The organism is Paenibacillus agilis (assembly GCF_007786455.1).
GTDB lineage: Bacteria > Bacillota > Bacilli > Paenibacillales > Paenibacillaceae > Paenibacillus_B > Paenibacillus_B agilis.
On sequence record NZ_VNJK01000003.1, the window covers coordinates 333,562 to 350,787 of the forward strand.

Sequence of the window (17,226 nt, forward strand, 5' to 3'; positions counted from 1 at the left end):
AGATGAAACTCGGTTTAAGAGCTAAGATGGTATTGGGAATATTGATCGTATCTTGTATCACATATGGGACGAGCGGTTTCTTTATATTTGTGATCAAGCCTTATATTGCTCCAAATATGAATGATCTGCTCTATACCTCTATCATATTCCTGTTAGGCATATTTTGGACATGCCTGCTCGGCTGGTTGGCTGCACAAGTCATTGTGAAGCCACTCATGCAATTGACGAAGGCGGCTTATAAAGCTTCTAGGGGGGAGCTTAATGTTAGTTTGCCGACCTATGCCCATCAAGATGAGATTCAAGTGCTTATAGATGCATTCGGTAAGATGACGGATAATCTCAATAGCATTGTCCATGAAATTAAGAGCAGTGCGAATGTTACGACAACGAGCACCGTTTCGCTCAGTCAAGCTATGGCTCATGCTGCTGGTCAGATTGAGCATATCGCTGTGACGACCGAACATATGCATGAGGGCGCGGAGCGACAAGCTGTATGGGCGAAGAAGACTTCTGAAACGATTCAGGAGATTCATGAATCAGCAGTTGCAGTTCAGAGGCGTGCTGCTGACACCCAGCAGATGACCCAGCAAATGTTGAGCACTTTATCTCAAAGTGAGCATATGCTTTCTTCTATCATTGACGGGATGCTTCAAGCTGCAGCTTCAGGGAAGCAATCGATTCAAACGGTGAAGCGATTAAATGAACAAGCGGAGCAGATTGGTTCGATATCCTATACCGTTCGAGAGATTGCAGATCAAACGCATTTGCTTGCGTTAAACGCATCCATCGAGGCCGCACGCGCGGGGGAACATGGTGCTGGCTTTGCAGTTATCGCATCGGAAGTGCGCAAATTGGCAGAGCAGTCGGCAGATGCGGTGAATGATATCAATGAGCGTATCGTTCAGATGCAAGCTCAAATGAAAGAAGCAGTAAACTTGATAACGTCTCAAGTGGAAACTGTGAACAAAGAAGCTGACAAGAAGGACGAGGCAGCATTAGCCTTAACAAACATTGCGACGGTGACGAAGCAAGCTTCAGCCGCTGTGCATGAAATTGCTGAGGCTGTACATGAACAGACGGCTCGTTTTTCTAATACGTTGGAACAAACCGAGCAGATGACAAGCATTTCAATGGAAATGGCTGCGGGGTCAAGGCAGGTGGCTAGCGCTACACAAGAGCAGAATGCATTCATGGAGGAGATGGCTGCATCGGCTGACCTGCTGCGCGATCAAGCTGATCGCCTTCGGGATCAAATTTCTGTCTTCAAAGATTGAAGCTAGTACAACCAACAAGTAATAGAAGCTAGAACAAACAATAGACAATATAATGATGTTATTTTTCAATTATTATAAGTACTGAGAAGGAAGGAGTCGCAATCTCTTCTGACTTCAAGCTTCTGAAGGGGCTGTTCCAAAAGTCATGGTTATGACTGGGGGACGCCCCTTATTTTTATTTTATAGATATAAAAAGCTTTTAGTATTTGGAGCTGGGCTGCTTATGGGATATCACGTAAGCACTCGTTGCAATGAGCTAAATGAGTGCCAGCATTCAAGCACCTACTAGTTAACCGTAATTGGTTAAGTGCTTTCCTTTTCTGCAATCACAAATTATGAATTTGTAAATGGCTATTGGACAAAAGTGCAGTTATTTAAAGCAGAATTTCGCATTAGAAGGCAATTAAGGACAAAAATGCAGTTATTTTCATCGATAATGCGTAAAAACAGGTTAAGTTGAAAAAATAACTGCATTTTTGCGGAAAATCCCTTAAAAAGCGAGTTTTTGTCCGAAAATAACTGCATATTTGTCTCTAGGCAAAGTTGGGCTCTAGTACAGTTTCTCTGTTTTCATTTTCATCTACTTGTACGGCTTCCTCTTCGGAAAGCGTCGGGGCAGTAGAGACAGATTCAACAAATTGAGCTAGTTCAGTAGCTTGAACAGTTGCAACAGAGTAGGACTCGTTAAGCACAGCAGAATAAACGAAATCTGCCTCTGCTTGCTGAGTTGGACTTGGCAGCCCAACATATCGTGTCACGAAGTCGATGACAGCATTTCGATACAATTCTCGCTCACGACAATGAGATACGCCATGGGTAGCTTTATCAATGAGCAACAATTCCTTTGGTTCTGGTTTTACTGCATACAAATCTTCGCTCATTTTAGTGGGTACAAAAATATCAGCTGCCCCATGTATAAATAAGATCGGCAGTTTGGATTGTGCTATGGCACGAATAGGACTGACATCATTCATTTCAAAGGCTGCTTTACGCTTCAGCAAACGATCAATTAATGGCATTAATGGCCAAGCAGGTGCGCGATTGAGCTTGACTACTTGATGTCGTATAAGCTCGGTCAAGTCTGAGTACGGACAATCAGCTACAATAAACCGAACTTGTGGACGGTGGATGGCAACATATTCAAGAGCGGTTCCGCCTCCAAGTGATTGCCCATGAAGGCCGATAATGCTGTCATCTCCATTGCGTCTTACCACCCAATCTACCCATGCCTGCACATCGTATTTTTCCATATGGCCGAATGTTGCGTATTTTCCTTCACTATTGCCATGACTGCGCTGATCAATCAATAAAGCGTTAAATCCGACTTGTGCAAACATATCGATAAACTGAGAAGACCAAGGTAAAGCGCCTGTATATCCATGTACGAAAATCATGGTTCGTTTGGAATGAGGAACGAGCTCAATATAAGTGCCGTATAACTGCAGCCCGTCATGACTTTGGATGCGAACCTCTTCTTTTTGAAGGTCATTGAACTGCTGGCGTGAAAATATTCGGTATTCTTCCAATAAATCTAGGCAATTGTCATACGAAGAGCGCTTCATGCGCGTCATTTGATGTACAGCAATTCGGGGCATGCACCAAAGCGACAGCAATACAAATGCTCCAAATCCTGATAGCAGTAGTAACCACAACATGGCATCGCCTCTTTTGGTTGAGACCGGGGCCATTCTCTTAATTCTTCCTTCTGCTTGACCCCTTGTCCTTATTGTTTGTCCCATTAGGTTGTTCCGAAAAGCTTTAAATTACACGTTTATAAGACAAGGAACTGGTGCAAAAAAATAGGGGTAGGTGTCGCAATTGGTCAAAAAGGTTTATAATGTAACACAGGATAAGTCCCTGCGGTCGGCAGGGGCTTTATACTGATTATTATTCGACACCGTTTAGCGTGTAGCGAAGGGATTGGAACTGGAATGTGTGGTATTGCTGGGTTATTACAATTGAACGGCCAACTGCCGTCTGAACATATTGTCCGCGATATGATGGCTATTATCCATCATCGCGGCCCAGATGACGGAAAGCTATGGATCGGCGATCGCGTCGGACTCGGCTTCCGTCGTCTATCCATTATTGATGTGGCTGAAGGAGCTCAGCCATTGAGCAATGAAGATGATTCGATATGGCTCATTTTTAACGGAGAAATCTATAATTATATGGAACTGCGCGAGGACTTGATTGCTCGCGGGCACCAATTCAAAACACATACAGATACTGAAGTTATTGTGCATTTATACGAAGAGTACGGAGAAGATTGTGTTCACCATCTGCGCGGTATGTTCGGCATCGCGATTTGGGATCGCAACAAGCAGCAGCTCTTTATTGCGCGTGATCATTTTGGAATTAAGCCTGTTTATTATTATCGCAATGAAGATGTTTTTGCTTTTGGTTCGGAAATTAAAAGCATCTTGACGGTACCGGGTGTACCTCGCAAGCTGAACATGAACAGCTTCTACAATTACTTAACGTTCCAATACGTACCGGACCCGGATACGATGTATGAAGGCATTCATAAGCTGCCTCCAGCGCACTCGATTACGATTCCGTTCCAAGGCGAGCCGAAGCTTCGCAAATATTGGGATCCGATGTTCGATCCAGTGGATCGCCCATTGACTCAAGTATTGGATGAGATTCGCCATGTAATGAAGGATTCGGTTGAGCATCATCTTCACAGTGAAGTACAGCGCGGCTGTTTCTTATCCAGTGGTATCGATTCCACGATCACATCGACAATGATGCGTTCGATGGAGCCGATCAAGACGTTCAGTGTTGGTTTCGAAGGGCCAAACAATGAAACGATTATTGCTCGCGATACAGCGCGTCAAATTGATACCGAGCATTTTGAGCGTATGATTACACAGGAAATGTACTTTGATGCTGTACCGCGTGCGATATGGCATTTGGACGAGCCTGTGGCGGATCCTTCTGCCATTGCCTTGTACGAAGTAGCACGTTTGGCTAAAGAGCATGTAACGGTTGTGCTTTCAGGCGAAGGGGCAGACGAGCTATTTGGTGGATATCGTATTTATCGTGAACCGCATTCCTTGCGTTACTTGGACTGGATGCCAGACGGCATGAAGGGCTCTGTAAATGCAATGCTGCGCAAAATGCTGAACTTCTACGGCAAAAACTATTTAATGCGTGGAACGACACCGCTTGAGCAGCGCTTCCTAGGTAACGCAAACATCTTCACAGATGATGCGAAGCCAGAGCTTATGCGTGTGACAGCTGAGCAAATAGCTTCCTTTACGAAGCCGTTTGATAAAGCTGGAGAATATTATGCGCGTACAAAGCATCTCGACCCTGTATCTCGTATGCAGTATATCGATATGAATCTATGGATGCCAGGAGATATTTTGATGAAGGCGGACAAGCTGACGATGGCTCATTCTCTAGAGCTTCGTGTTCCGTTCTTGGATCGCAAAGTATTCGATGTGGCACGTACAATTCCTATGAAATATCGTATCGCAGAAGGAACGACGAAGTATGCATTGCGTCAAGCGATGAATGGAATCGTTCCAGATTCAATCTTGAACCGTCCGAAGCTTGGCTTCCCTGTACCGATGCGTGATTGGCTGCGCACAGACCGTGCGGGTATCATGTGGGAGCAAATTTCTGCGAGCGGCATTGATCCAATCGTAAACTTGAGTCAAATTGAAGAGATGTTCCGCCGCCATAAAGCAGGCCAGGGCGACTATTCTCGTAAAATTTGGACGTTGTATGTGTTTGCTTTGTGGCATAACACGTACATCAAAAATAGCAATATCGCATTCTCGCCGAACCATAGCTAAAATTAGCGCACACTAGCGCTTGTTTGAAATAAAGGCTGCTACTGAACGGCTAATAGTAGCAGCGAAATAAATAAAAGGTACGCTCTGTTCTTCCTTGTTGTGAAGACAGAGGGTACCTTTTTCCTTTTGTATATCGTTTATATTCCACAGTGCACAATTGATGATTCATGCAGCCAAATGAGGCAAGGCACGAAGCATGCACGAGGCGCTGCAGTTTTGTAGATTGCCCAGTTTGTAAATGGCACTCGTCTAGTTCGTGTTACATTTCAGAACTTTTGCTCTTGCTTCCGTTAGGCTCAATTCGCCCATTTCCAATAAACAGCGTCAAAATAATCCCCAATGCAGCAATGCCAAATGCCCATATATAAACCGAGGAGAAGGAGTTTGCCCATGCGCTTTTCACTGTCGTCAACAAGGCTGAATGTAATTCAGGACTACCTGAACCTGATAGCGTGTTCGTTGATGTTATAAGCGCATATAAATCATCGGAATGGGTGCCTGTTTGCTCTAGGGCTGTTTTTAGAGCAGGTTCAGAATGGTTGATAGCATCAGTCATATTCAGTTTAATCGCTTCGTTCATGATGACATTAAACAGCGCCGTACCAATAGCTCCTCCGATGGAACGGAAGAAGGTCGAAGTGGAAGTTACTGTACCAAGCTGGTCTTTTGAAAATGAATTTTGAACGATAACCGTAATCGCCGGCATAACCAATCCAATCCCCAGCCCGAGCACAACCATAGCGATACTAGCCTGTGCAATCGTAGTTGTAACGCCCATCATGCTCATAAAGTAGAAGCCTAGAACACATGTGATCATGCCTATCGAAAGTAGTGTGCGATAACGAATTTTTATTAATAATCGAGTTCCGATAATGCTCGTTATAATCATCGCAATCATTAGCGGGGTCATCGTTGATCCTGCTTCGACAGGGGATACACCGACGATGCCTTGCATGAACAGTGGGACGAACATAATAGCACCGAACAAACTAAGTCCGATCAGGAAGGATAATGCCGTGCATATTTGAAATACACGATTTTTGAACAAAGATAAACTAATAATAGGCTGCACAGCACGCTTTTCAATAAAAATAAATCCAAGCAGGAAGATGAGCGAGCTTCCGAATAACAGCAACGTCATCCATGAATCCCAAGGGTACTGTTCACGATCGAGTGACAGACCAAGCAAAAAGAGGACGAGACAGGGGACAAATGTAACGATGCCGAGCCAATCGATCGGTTGCCGCTCAACAAGCTGTCGGTTAGTATCGACGTTAGCCATACCAATAAAGATAAATATCGTAGAGAGGATACCGAATGGAATGTTCATCCAAAATATCCAGTGCCAGCTCGCAAAGTCTACGATCATTCCTCCAAGCAGTGGGCCAAGGATGGAGCTGAGCGCATATACAGCACCAACCGCACCTTGCCACTTGGCTCTATCGGCTGGCGAGAAAATATCGCCGATCATAATCTGAGTCAATGGCATGATCATGCCGCCGCCAATCCCTTGCAGAGCGCGAAAAGCAATGAGCTGTTCCATCGTCTCAGCGTTAGCACATAGAACAGAGCTTACAAGAAAGACAAGCCATCCGATCCCATAAATACTTCGTCGCCCGACAATATCGGATAGTTTGCCTGCGATAGGAATGACAGCCGTAGAGCCTATCATATAAGCAGTTGTTATCCATGACATGATCGACAAACCGTTTAAGTCACTCATGATGGAGGGAAGTGCTGTTCCGACGATTGTCTGTTCCAGTGCGCCAAAGAACATGCCGAGCAGGAGGCCCGCTAATACAAATCCCCGATTAGGGTTGGGGCGTGCAGCGTATGAAAGATTGCTGTTCATTTTTTCGATTCACCTCATCTGTATACGACGTGCGGTTTAAGTGGGTTGAATTGTTTGACTGATTAGTCACGCCTTAATATTAGGGATAATATACATAATAATGACTGTATAGTCAAAAGGTTTTTCATCGTACATATTTAAGGAGTGGATGGTTGTGTGGTATGTTGTAAACGGACGATAGAAATAGAGAATATAGAGATTCACGTAGGGATCAATTGACCCCATAGTCATTTTTCGTACAGGATTGTTATTTGTAAGGAGGCGAGCTGATGGAAGCGAAGAAGCAAAGCATCATGGAAGAAGCGTTGGCACTGTTCGCTGAAAAAGGGTATCATCAGACGTCTATTCAAGAAATTGCTGACCGAACAGGAATAGCGAAAGGCTCGGTATACTCCTTCTTCCGATCGAAAGAAGAGCTTATGATGACGATATTTGAGCATTATCATCAACAAATTTATGGGGCCTTGCAGCACATCCTGCAGGAGCCGCTATCCTCTAGAGACAAGCTGGAGCAGCTTATTATGCAGTCCTTGGATCAGTTTAGTCGGTTCAAGCTGTTCGTTTCCTTCCAACGCAAAGAGGTTCATCTGCAGCAAAAGAAGGAACTGAGGGAGCTTATTTTAGCTTACCGTGCGAAGAAGCTTTATGCGCTTCGACAGGTCATTGCAGAAGTATACGGTCTGGGCGTACAACCTTATTGGCTGGATCTCGCAACAACGTTAAATGGTGTTATTGCTGAATTTATAAACTATGTTGCCTTTGATGACAAGCTGCTTGATCATCGAAAGGTAGCTGCTTATATCATACAGGTCATGGATGGGGCAGCAGAAAGCATGATGCGTCATAAGCCGATTCCTGTGCTGAATGAGGCAATGATGGATGATATTATGCGTGTCGGCAGGACGGGTTTCTCGAAATCCCAAGAACAGATGTGGGAGGCAGCTGCTTCACTGAAGCAGGCGATTGAGGAGTCTTCTACAGCTGGCATCGTTCATGATGAAGTACGACAGGCGTTTACTTTCTTGGAAAGTGAAATGCTGCAAGGCCGTGGGACGAGTATTCAGGCTCGCAGTGTGACGATGTTTCTGCAAGCGCAGCAGCAGTCAGCTATTCAAGAGGCTGCTGGGCGGCTATTGGATCTGCTGCTGGCTGAACGCGATCGGTCGAGCGGAGGGTGAACGATTCAATGAGCGGTAGACAAGCTGTGCCGTCTGTAAGGGGGAAGCCGGGATGGCTTAGACGCCTAGATCCTCTGACGAAGGGGATCTGGCTTCTCTGCACCGGCCTTGCGGTGATGCTGACGTTGTCGCTCACCGCGCAGTTGCTCTGGTACCTGGTGGTGCTGATTCTAGCAGGAACTGGAGCAGGCTGGCGCCTGAAGCAATGGCGCCTGTTCGCCCTCTGGGCGATGGGCTTCGGCCTTCCGCTGCTGCTGTTCCAGTGGCTCATGCTCCCCGTGGGGGGAGATGAGCCGTTGTGGCAGCCATTTGGCAGCGGAGGGCCTGCGCTAACAGCGTCAGCGCTGGAGCTATCAGCAGCGCTGACACTGCGATCGATGACGTTATTTGCGTCATCGATCGTTTATGCGACGACGACTGAGCCAAGGGATGTCGTCGTCGCCTTAACACAGCAGCTGCGCATGCCGGACAAGCTGGCATACGCAGCTGCTGTGGCGCTCCGCTTCGTGCCGCTGCTCTTGGCCGAAGCGGAGCAAATACGCCGCGCTGAGCGGCTGCGCCGGCTGACGCCAGTGCGCGGCGTAGGTGGGCGCTTGCAGAGCGCCCGCCGAATGGCCCTAGCCATCGTGCGCTCCGCGCTTCGCCATGTACAGGATGTCTCGACCGCGATGGAGGCGAAGCGCTTCGGCTCGGCTCGGGCACGTACCCACTGGCGACGCGTTGCAATCTCGCCAGCGGGCTGGCTATTCGCGGCGGCTTCGATAGGTGCCGCCGCCGCAACACTAGTGTATTTCTAATTATCGATACAGAAAGAAGGGCATCATATGAATTCTTCTTGGAAACAGTCATTTCGTAATCTTACCGTAAGAGAGTGGATGCTGATGGCTTTGCTGGCCGCGGCGAATGGGGTAGCGACATCCCTCTTGTCGCATGTGAACAAACTGCTGAATGGATGGGGCGGGCCGATCCTAACATCGACGATCGTCGGTGTCTACATGGTATATGGACTATTGGCTATGTATATCATTCGCAAGCCTGGTGCTGCGGCAGGTACGTATGCAATTGGGGCATTGCTGCAGATTATGGTTGGTACATCGTATGGTATCTGGTCTTCCATTGCAGCGGCAGCCTGTTATGCCGTAATTGTTGAGCCGTTGTTCTTCATTTATCGTTATAAGCGCTTCGGCTGGCTTGCAATGCTGTTCGCAGGTGTTGCAATGGTACCGCTTTGGTTTGTAGTGGCAGCGTTTATGTTTGGCTATACCGAATATTCATCTACGGTACTCATCGTATCCCTATTTGTTCGTTGTGCGAGCGGTATGCTGCTGTGCGGGGCTTTGACGAAATGGCTAGGAGATCGGCTGGCGCCAACACGATATGTGCGCCCATATGCACTCGGTCAGCAATACCATAACGCTGCTTAAGATTCAATGAGCAGGGAAGCAAAAGGAGGCCATTTACGATGAATAAGCCTTTGCTGCGACTATCACAAGTCAGCTTCAGCTACCCGGATGCACCCTGTTTATTGAAGGAGTTAGATTTGACTATCGAACAGGGGAGCTTCACGGTCATATTAGGAGAGAGCGGCAGTGGTAAATCCACGTTAAGCCGCATTATGGCTCAAGTTATGCCAGAACATGAAGGGCGATTGGATGGCAACGTGTATGTGAACAATGAAGCCGATGGATGCAGCGAAGGAGACGATAAGGGTTCAGAGCATATTCATAGAACTCTCTCACTCCAAGCGCCTATTTCCGCTCCATCACTCCTTGTTGGACATATGGGTGGCGAATTATCTTCCTTCGTGATTGGAGTTGTAGAAGATGAATTAGCTTTCGGGCCAGCTAATCTGGGCGTTGGCATTTCAGAAATTGAACGGCGCATGGAAAAAGAACTCAAGCGAATGGATATGCTGGATTACCGCTTGTCTGTTGTGGAGCAGCTGTCTGGCGGACAGCAACAGAAAATTGCTGCAAGCAGCGTTTGGACGATGGAACCGCAGCTGCTCATCATGGACGATGCATGGAGTCATCTAGATAGAGACGCAAAGCAGATGTTTGCAGATGCGCTCTTGCGGTGGCTGGAGGAGTCTCCTCGTCATACGCTGGTCATGATCCTGCCTAGAGTAGAGCACCGGGATCGAATCCATCCCCTCTGGGTGCGAGCCAGTTGGCTTCAATTGCAGCAAGGACAATTGCGTTCAACGATACCGTTTGAGCTTGCTAGTTCTCTCCCTATAACTAATGTAAGCGATGGAGAGTCTAAAGATAAGAAGAACAGAAATTTCGATATGCGGCTGCAAGTACCGGCTATTAAGCTTGAAGATGCAGGAACAGGCTATCCGGACCTGTCATTCGGTATTCAGGCGGATGGTATACTGATGCCGGGAGAAGCTGTGCTGCTGCAAGGAGAGAACGGATCAGGAAAGACAACACTGCTTCATCTGATTACACAATCACTACCTTTGCAGCATGGTACTGCCAGCATAGCTGGACATTCATTGTCGAAGCTGAAGTCGCATGAATTGGCTCGGCTTATCGGTTATGTGCCGCAGTCCAGCTACGCAATGTTTTTATATGATACTGTGCAGCAAGAGCTTGAGTTTGCGTACGACAGCGCTATTTCAATTGGAAGAAATCCTTTTAAGCTGATTCCAGCAAAGCCGCTAAACGAAAATGACGGCAGGGTGGAACAGGTTGATCCTATGCCTATGATACAGTCCAATCAAGGCAACCAAGAACGTTTGCGGACTGGATGGGTTGAAGACCACCTTAAGCTGCTTGGCTTGACGCAGCAAGCGCAGGATAATCCACAAGAACTCCCTGCCGCAGATAGACGTATGTTAAATGTTATCATCGCAACCGCTCATCGTCCCGGCTTGCTTATTTTGGATGAACCGACTGCAGGATTGGATGAACGTTCTGCATCTGCGTTGATTCATTATTGTGAGCTGCTGCGTCAGCAAGGCACAGCACTTATCGTGGCAACTCATGATGAGTTGTGGGATTGTTTTGCGCAGGAGCGAACAAACTGGCAAGTATGGATGATGAACAATGGGAATCTCCATAGTAGTAAACATGAAAATGTAAAAAGGGATAAGAAGAACTAGCTGATCCGGATTGGGATATAACGGATCTAACAACAACCGACACGATGAGGGTGTCGGTTTTTTATTTGCAATAGGTAGGAAAAGTCATTTTTGTGTCGAATTTATTTATGTAATGCCTTCATGGTGAGGGATGTTATTCCAATTCGATGCCTTTCTCCGTGACTTGTACATCTATTCGCAGTGTCGTGCAGATAGCGGCAGAACATTAACTTATGTATGTCTGTTCAATATGTAAAGGAGTAATTTTGCTATGCCGCGTTCTTTGCTACCTTTTAGCTCGTGGCGTGCGGGGCTCATTTGTGCGGTTCTCATCGTATTCGCAGCCCTTTTCACGCAGTATGGCATTCAATATGCATATGGCGCAGAGTTTATGATTTGCAGCGCCTTTTTACTTATTATCCTCGTTTTGTTCGGTACCCAATGGGCGGCTGGCTCCGCATTAATTGTTAGTCTTGGCTTATATTTTTTGGGTTTTGGATCAGTTACCCTGCTGTTAATTGGCTTAGAGCTTATCTTGGTTGGATATCTATATGAGCGTAAGAGAGAATTGCTCTTGTTATGGAGCGGATTGTATTGGCTTTGTATAGGAGCTCCTTTTGCCGCCTTATTCTTTTATTTGTCAACGGATATACTCAGTGCGGAAGTACTGCTTCAATATTTCATGTTTGCTATGAATGGTTTGCTTAATGCTTTTCTCGCAGACATCATCGTTACCTACGTTCCATGGTCGCGCGTCATTCCGAAGACCCGCAAGAAGTCGGTTTATTTGAGCCAACTTTTAACCCATCTTTGCATCGCAGCTATATTTATTCCTTTTATGATCAACATGGTACTAGACAGCAAACAAATGCGCAGCGAGATTGAAACGGATTCCTTCTATTTTCTAGATACACAGACGCGTCTCGTGTCGGATTGGCTGTACGAGATGAATCTCAGCAAGCGCCAAAGTTTAGCCTTAAGCCACATGATTCAGGTGGGTAAGGTCGAACGAATGATTGAGGATTACTCTCATAACAGCTTATTAAAAATATCTCTCTATGATAGTAATAATGAGCTCATTGCATCTACCGATGGACATTGGTTTAAGATGACAGATATGAGTGGAAATGAAGGGAAAATAGAGAAAGACTCTATATCCATTGATGGCTTTAATCTTAACCATAATGATATACAGCATTTTTTCAGATGGCTTCCATCTGCGCATGACTATGATTATGAGACTCGTCGATGGAGCGATGGTCACTACGTAATGGAGAGACAATTGAAGGAGCATCCCATAAACAGAGTTGTGGTGCTGCTGCCCATCTCCCATTATTTAAAAGAAACGATTGAGCTCTATTTGCAAAAATATACAACGTTATTCATCTTATGCTCGCTTGCAGCAGGTATGTCCATACTAGCCAATCGCTATATCGTTCGCTCGCTTAGCAACCTTACAGCGATCACAACGGGGATGCCCAACAAACTTCTTACTCATAAAATTCCGTGGCCAGATAGTAACATTGGAGAAATTCGGTCGCTTGTGCATAACTTCCGGATGATGTCCGACCGCCTGGCAGAAATGATACGTGAGATGAATCGGATGAACGAGAAGCTGGTCGATCAGACAACGATGCTGGAAACTTCCGAGGAGAAGCTGCAACATTTGGCATATTATGACACACTGACGCAGCTCCCGAATCGACATTATTTTACGGTCAATCTTGAGAAAGCGCTAAAGGCTGCTGAGCAGAAATCTTCTTCGCTCGTGCTCATGTTTATCGATCTGGATCGATTTAAGCACATTAATGATTCGTTAGGTCACAACATAGGTGACTCGTTGCTAGTAAGGGTTGGACAACGATTAACCTGTTGTATGAGCAATATTGCAGGAGCGCATATTTGTGCACGTCTTGGAGGCGATGAATTTGTCGTCATCATGGAGGACAGCTGCCGGCAAGACGCGACAGTTGTGGCGCACCAAATCTTAACCCAGTTCCGGGAAAGCTTTTTTGTATCTTCCTATGAGCTGTACATATCGGCATCGATTGGTATTGCTATGTATCCGGATGACGGAACGGAGTTTACTTCGCTGTTGAAGCACGCTGATACGGCTATGTATGCTGCTAAGGATCGGGGAGGGCAGACGTATATGTTCTATGATCAGCTTCATCCAGAGCAGCTGCCAGAAAGGCATATGCTGGAGAGTGATCTGCGCAAAGCACTGGATCGCGGCCAGCTGCATCTTAACTACCAGCCGATTGTTGATGTTGCGGGAGTTGTTACTGCTGCTGAAGTGCTTCTGCGCTGGAATCATCCAGAACGCGGATTTGTATCTCCATCCAAGTTTATTCCCTTGGCAGAAGAATCGGGACTCATTATTCCGATTGGTGATTGGGTACTGCGTACTGCCTGTTTGCAGCATCTAGAATGGACAAGCAAGCAAGAGGTTCCACATTTTAAGCTGTCTGTTAATGTTTCGCTGCGTCAATTTCTGAACCATGATTTCCTGGCCAGTGTTGACCGCATTTTAGAACAAACAGGCTTTGATCCTGAAAGCTTGATTCTTGAAATTACCGAAGGTTATGTTCACAAGCATGTGGAACAAGCGATATACGTATTAAATCAGTTGGACAAGCGCGGAATTCAGATAGCGGTAGATGATTTCGGGACTGGGTATTCTTCCTTAAGTCGTTTGAAAACACTGCCAATCCACATATTAAAAATCGATCGCTCCTTCGTTCGACATTTACAAAGTGACGACACAAACGTTTCGATCGTACAAGCCGTCATCCAGATGGGCCAAAGCATGAACCTTAAAGTTATGGCAGAAGGAGTAGAGACAGTGGAGGAGCTTATGCAGCTAAAAGCGCTTGGCTGTACGCAAATTCAAGGATACCTTATAACACCGCCGCTTCCAGCACAGGAGTTCGTCGCACAATTTCATCAATTTGCGATGATGGAACATACATTGGGAGCTGCTCGACCTGGAGGTTGATCGGACATGGAACAAGTTCGATTATCATATAGATATGTGCTTACTGCGTTGATCATATGTTTCTTTGTATTGCTGCTTTCTGGTTGTGCCCGTACAGAACAGGTATCAACTTGGCCGCGAGAACATAAAGCGCAGGGTAATGAACCAATCCCACAAGAGATTACGATATGGGCATATAGTGAAAACTATACTGAGCTGGTTGAAAGTTTCGAAAAGAACAATCAAGGGGTAAACGTCCATATTAAGCGTGTTAATTATCATGATCATGTGAATTTGTATAGAGAAGCATTAGTCAGCGGTAACGCTCCAGACATTATGGAAGTCGATCATATGTTTCTCGGCGAATTTAGTGTAATTGACGGTTTGGTGGACTTAAAAGGCGGGGAATTTTTAGAGGATAGACTCAAAAATACGATGTCCATTCCGCTATTGAAAGCGGCACACTCGCTTGATAATGAGCGACTATTTGCACTTCCGATCTCGACTTCACCTCTGTTGACGTATTATCGCAAAGACATCATGGAAAAGTACGGCTATCCATCTGAACCGGAAGAGCTTGCGAAGTATATGGAGAGCAAGGAGCGTTTGCTTGCTATGGCAATGAGGTTGAGGCAAGAAGGAATCTATATCATGCAGGATGTGTTCAATCCTTTAGATTGGGCGGAGTCAGCAAATCCTTTGTTCGACAATATGTATATGTTTAACCGTAATAACATTCACATCGCACGAGCCTTCGAGCTGTCACAGCAATTAAAAGAAAGTGATCTAGCGCTTAACGTTCCTTTGCGTACGAAGGCAGGGCAAGAAGCGATTCGCTCAGGCCAACAGGCAATGGTGTATCTCGGGACATGGGGTGAGAGACGCCTGGAAAAAATAGCGCCGGATACGAAGGGGTTATGGCGGGCAACTAGATTGCCCTTGGGTACGTATGGATTTTCAGACGGTACGTATTTCATGATCCCTAAGATGTCGAACAATAAGAAGCTGGCTTGGGAATTCATGAAATATGCGTATGAAAATATGGACCAAGACGGAATAGTGGCTGCACATCTTCCCTCTCGACTTCAGCTATTGGAACAGAATAGCGCGAGTGCATTTCTAGGGGGGCAGCATGCTAATGAGCTGTATGTGAAGCTGACGAATCATATCGTTGAATATCGGCCAAGTCCATTTGATGTAGATATGGAAGAGAAGTATCGAGCGAAGAGGCAGCAAGCAGTAGATAATGATGAAAAGCCTTATGAGGCGCTTTCATCTATTGAATATGCGATCAATGCAGAGGTAAGGCAATCGCGTAAAATATTACTGGATATGATGAGCGTAAGACGATAAGTATTTTTATGAAAAAGAGCCATGCTTCGTAAGGGAAGCAGGCTCTTTAGTTCTATTCATTTTTTGCATAGTGGATGAGCGCAAGGCGTTCTGCTTGTAAGCCTAACTTTTTCAGAAGGGCAATCGCTTGATCCTTCTCCTTCATCGTCAGTCCACTTAATGCTCTGCGAAGCATATGGGCTTGACGGGGCACAATCAGCTTCATACTTTGCCATCCACTTTCACTTAATTCGGCATAAATAACACGACGATCTTTTGTACAAGGATGACGTTTCACATATCCGTTGCGTTCGAGCTTATCAATGACATACGTGATATTTCCGCTTTGGAGCAGCAGCTTAGAACCAATTTGCTGGATTGGCTGGGGTCCTTTGTAGTAAAGCATTTCCAGTACAGCAAAGTCAGTCGGGTTAAAGCCTTCCTGTTTACAGCCAGCAGCAGTGTGATCGGAGATACTCTTGAATGCTTTGGAGAAAACGCGAAATAGATGCAGTGACGCCTCGGTCTCTCTGTCCATGCGCTCATGCATAGGAATCCCACCTTACTTATAGATGTACCTATTCATCTTAATGGGTTAATAGGATAAAGGACATGTCATTTATCACATAATGGAAAATGTTGAGTGCACAAAGATTCCTTGCACGTATTGTAATACAAGCTATGTATTTAATCGATGCAGCCTAGAGGAGGAAATAAAGATGGAAGAACAGATGATTGCGTGTTTGGTGAACGAAAATAAAGCTTTGTATTGGGGCAGCTGGCCCAAGCCGAACTGTGGCTCTGGAGAATTGCTAGTACGTGTCGAAGCTACCGCTTTGAACCGGGCAGATCTGCTGCAAAAACGTGGTTTATATTCCCCGCCCAAAGGCGCATCTCTAATTATCGGCTTAGAGATGGCGGGTGTAATAGAAGAAGTGGGCGTAGGTGTGAATGGTTGGGAAGTAGGTGATCGAATATGTGCACTGCTGCCAGGGGGCGGTTATGCCCAATATGCTACGATCCCGGCGGAGTTAGCAGTGCGGATCTCTGATAAGCTTACGTTTGTTGAAGCTGCGGCTATCCCTGAAGTGTTTTTGACGGCGTATCTCAATATGTTCGATTTAGGCAGATTGAAGGCAGGCGAGCATGTTTTAATTCATGCTGCGGCAAGCGGTGTAGGGACTGCAGCCGTCCAGCTGGCGAAAGCGGCTGGTGCATTTGTTATTGCAACCGTTGGTACAGATGAAAAAGTGGATGCTGTTGAACGTCTCAATGCAGACGTCGTCATTAACTACCGGAACCAGTCGTTTGAAGATGCTGTTATGGAATATACAAATGGCAAAGGTGTCGATATGATCATGGATCCTATCGGTGCTTCTTATTGGAAGTCTAATATGGAAGTGTTGGCCATGGACGGTCGTCTCATATTATTTGGCGTATTGGGCGGTTCTAAGGTGGAGAAGGTAGACTTGCTGCCGGCCATGCTGCGTCGCATTCATATTATTACGAGCACGCTGAGAGGTTTGCCCATTGAGCGTAAGGCAGCACTTACAGCGTCATTTGTCGATTGGGCTATGCCTTTAATTGAAAATGGTGAAATCGAGCCGATCATTGACTCCGTATGGGAAGCTGAAGAAATAAATGAAGCGCATGCGCGTATGGAACGTAATGAAAATATAGGGAAAATGGTGGTTCTTGTTCCCTAATTTAACTGTGGGA

12 protein-coding genes are annotated in these 17,226 nt (G+C 46.0%); 9 read left to right on the forward strand and 3 right to left on the reverse strand.

Translation table 11 applies throughout. The features are described 5' to 3' along the window. Nucleotides 1-2 precede the first annotated feature (2 nt). Nucleotides 3-1,274: a methyl-accepting chemotaxis protein gene (locus tag FPZ44_RS20480; RefSeq protein WP_144993408.1), complete on the forward strand. Its 1,272-nt coding sequence runs from the start codon at nt 3-5 to the stop codon at nt 1,272-1,274. Between the two features lie 533 nt (nt 1,275-1,807). Here the strand turns inward: FPZ44_RS20480 and FPZ44_RS20485 are convergent. Then, on the reverse strand, nt 1,808-2,929 hold the full coding sequence (locus FPZ44_RS20485) for an alpha/beta hydrolase (protein ID WP_144993410.1): 1,122 nt from the start codon (nt 2,927-2,929) through the stop codon (nt 1,808-1,810). 276 nt (nt 2,930-3,205) lie between these two features. On the opposite strand from FPZ44_RS20485, the gene asnB reads away from it, so the two are divergent. Further along, the gene (gene asnB / locus FPZ44_RS20490; RefSeq protein WP_144993411.1) at nt 3,206-5,080 is read left to right on the forward strand and encodes an asparagine synthase (glutamine-hydrolyzing); all 1,875 of its coding nucleotides are present in this window, start codon (nt 3,206-3,208) and stop codon (nt 5,078-5,080) included. 259 nt (nt 5,081-5,339) lie between these two features. On the opposite strand, the gene FPZ44_RS20495 is transcribed toward asnB, so the two are convergent. Beyond that, a complete protein-coding gene (locus tag FPZ44_RS20495; RefSeq protein ID WP_144993413.1) occupies nt 5,340-6,932 on the reverse strand; it encodes an MDR family MFS transporter in 1,593 nt (530 codons plus the stop codon). 269 nt (nt 6,933-7,201) lie between these two features. On the opposite strand from FPZ44_RS20495, the gene FPZ44_RS20500 reads away from it, so the two are divergent. The 6 genes from FPZ44_RS20500 (at nt 7,202) to FPZ44_RS20525 (ending at nt 15,528) form a co-directional block, all read left to right on the forward strand. Beyond that, nucleotides 7,202-8,110 carry a TetR/AcrR family transcriptional regulator gene (locus FPZ44_RS20500; RefSeq protein ID WP_144993415.1) on the forward strand — a complete coding sequence of 303 codons (909 nt, stop codon included), beginning with the start codon at nt 7,202-7,204 and terminating at the stop codon, nt 8,108-8,110. An 8-nt stretch (nt 8,111-8,118) separates the two neighbouring features. Then, nucleotides 8,119-8,907, forward strand: coding sequence for an energy-coupling factor transporter transmembrane component T (locus tag FPZ44_RS20505; RefSeq protein WP_144993417.1), 789 nt, complete (start codon nt 8,119-8,121; stop codon nt 8,905-8,907). A 27-nt stretch (nt 8,908-8,934) separates the two neighbouring features. After that, nucleotides 8,935-9,534 carry an ECF transporter S component gene (locus FPZ44_RS20510; protein ID WP_144993419.1) on the forward strand — a complete coding sequence of 200 codons (600 nt, stop codon included), beginning with the start codon at nt 8,935-8,937 and terminating at the stop codon, nt 9,532-9,534. Nucleotides 9,535-9,572: 38 nt separating this feature from the next. Next, nucleotides 9,573-11,219: an ATP-binding cassette domain-containing protein gene (locus FPZ44_RS20515; protein WP_144993421.1), complete on the forward strand. Its 1,647-nt coding sequence runs from the start codon at nt 9,573-9,575 to the stop codon at nt 11,217-11,219. Nucleotides 11,220-11,469: 250 nt separating this feature from the next. After that, the gene (locus FPZ44_RS20520) at nt 11,470-14,196 is read left to right on the forward strand and encodes a putative bifunctional diguanylate cyclase/phosphodiesterase (RefSeq protein WP_144993423.1); all 2,727 of its coding nucleotides are present in this window, start codon (nt 11,470-11,472) and stop codon (nt 14,194-14,196) included. Between the two features lie 6 nt (nt 14,197-14,202). Further along, complete coding sequence (locus FPZ44_RS20525; RefSeq protein WP_144993425.1) at nt 14,203-15,528, forward strand: ABC transporter substrate-binding protein; 1,326 nt, start codon at nt 14,203-14,205, stop codon at nt 15,526-15,528. Nucleotides 15,529-15,580: 52 nt separating this feature from the next. Here FPZ44_RS20525 and FPZ44_RS20530 read toward each other — a convergent pair whose 3' ends face one another. After that, the gene (locus FPZ44_RS20530) at nt 15,581-16,057 is read right to left on the reverse strand and encodes a MarR family winged helix-turn-helix transcriptional regulator (RefSeq protein ID WP_144993427.1); all 477 of its coding nucleotides are present in this window, start codon (nt 16,055-16,057) and stop codon (nt 15,581-15,583) included. A gap of 169 nt (nt 16,058-16,226) precedes the next feature. On the opposite strand from FPZ44_RS20530, the gene FPZ44_RS20535 reads away from it, so the two are divergent. Further along, nucleotides 16,227-17,213 (forward strand): NAD(P)H-quinone oxidoreductase, encoded by a 987-nt coding sequence (locus FPZ44_RS20535; protein WP_222429823.1) that lies wholly within the window; start codon nt 16,227-16,229, stop codon nt 17,211-17,213. Nucleotides 17,214-17,226: the final 13 nt, after the last annotated feature.

What these genes read in the sequence shown, in the direction of transcription:
- FPZ44_RS20480 (WP_144993408.1), top strand. Translation starts at nt 3, where the DNA reads ATGAAACTCGGTTTAAGAGCTAAGATGGTATTGGGAATATTGATCGTA.
- FPZ44_RS20485 (WP_144993410.1), bottom strand. Translation starts at nt 2,929, where the DNA reads ATGTTGTGGTTACTACTGCTATCAGGATTTGGAGCATTTGTATTGCTG.
- asnB (WP_144993411.1), top strand. Translation starts at nt 3,206, where the DNA reads ATGTGTGGTATTGCTGGGTTATTACAATTGAACGGCCAACTGCCGTCT.
- FPZ44_RS20495 (WP_144993413.1), bottom strand. Translation starts at nt 6,932, where the DNA reads ATGAACAGCAATCTTTCATACGCTGCACGCCCCAACCCTAATCGGGGA.
- FPZ44_RS20500 (WP_144993415.1), top strand. Translation starts at nt 7,202, where the DNA reads ATGGAAGCGAAGAAGCAAAGCATCATGGAAGAAGCGTTGGCACTGTTC.
- FPZ44_RS20505 (WP_144993417.1), top strand. Translation starts at nt 8,119, where the DNA reads ATGAGCGGTAGACAAGCTGTGCCGTCTGTAAGGGGGAAGCCGGGATGG.
- FPZ44_RS20510 (WP_144993419.1), top strand. Translation starts at nt 8,935, where the DNA reads ATGAATTCTTCTTGGAAACAGTCATTTCGTAATCTTACCGTAAGAGAG.
- FPZ44_RS20515 (WP_144993421.1), top strand. Translation starts at nt 9,573, where the DNA reads ATGAATAAGCCTTTGCTGCGACTATCACAAGTCAGCTTCAGCTACCCG.
- FPZ44_RS20520 (WP_144993423.1), top strand. Translation starts at nt 11,470, where the DNA reads ATGCCGCGTTCTTTGCTACCTTTTAGCTCGTGGCGTGCGGGGCTCATT.
- FPZ44_RS20525 (WP_144993425.1), top strand. Translation starts at nt 14,203, where the DNA reads ATGGAACAAGTTCGATTATCATATAGATATGTGCTTACTGCGTTGATC.
- FPZ44_RS20530 (WP_144993427.1), bottom strand. Translation starts at nt 16,057, where the DNA reads ATGCATGAGCGCATGGACAGAGAGACCGAGGCGTCACTGCATCTATTT.
- FPZ44_RS20535 (WP_222429823.1), top strand. Translation starts at nt 16,227, where the DNA reads ATGGAAGAACAGATGATTGCGTGTTTGGTGAACGAAAATAAAGCTTTG.